Source organism: Tardiphaga robiniae (assembly GCF_013359755.1).
Classification (GTDB): Bacteria; Pseudomonadota; Alphaproteobacteria; order Rhizobiales; family Xanthobacteraceae; genus Tardiphaga; species Tardiphaga robiniae.
In genome coordinates, this window is the sequence record NZ_JABMCJ010000017.1 from 1 (window position 1) to 680 (window position 680).

General features: G+C 56.0%; 1 protein-coding gene. It reads right to left on the reverse strand.

The genetic code is table 11. The features are described from left to right. A partial coding sequence (locus HP556_RS00050) for a host specificity protein J (RefSeq protein WP_175365465.1) occupies positions 1 to 554 on the reverse strand: 554 nt, incomplete at its 3' end. Positions 555 to 680: the final 126 nt, after the last annotated feature.

Genomic DNA, 680 nt, shown 5'->3' on the forward strand with positions numbered 1-680 from the left:
GTCATCCTGCGCATCCGGATATTAAACGGGCGCGGCGGCAGGTTACCCATCACCACCGAGGCCAGATACTGCGAGGTGGTTTTGCCCTTAATGGTGATGTCTTTTTCCGTCACCCAGCCACCGTTACGTTGTATCTGAACCAGCAGGCGGACTTCCGACGGATTCCTGTCACCCTTTGAGGTGGTTTCCACCAGTGCCTGTACACCGAAGGTAAAGCGCAGACGGTCGATGTTTGCAGACGTAATGGTGCGGGTGATCGGCGTGTCATATTTCACTTCCGTACCCAGCACCGTCTCGGAGCCGGAGGATTCAAATCCCTCCGGCGGAGTCTGCTCCTGCTCACCAGCCCGGAACACCACCGTGACACCGGATATGTTGGTATTCCCCTCAGTGTCCAGCACCGGCGTACTGTTCAGCAGCACGCTTTTTAAGCCATCCACCGGACCTTCAATCGGCCCTTCGCTGATGGCATCGATCACACTCAGCAACTGCGTGGACTTCAGGTTGTCCTTCGCTTCGCGCGGGGTATGCCCCTTACTGCTTCCTTTACCCATTCCTCACGCTCCATAAATGACAAAACCGCCCGCAGGCGGTTTCACATAAAACATTTTGCATCAGCGACCAATCACCACAACCTGACCACCGTCCCCTTCGTCTGCCGTGCTGATCTCCTGAGAAAC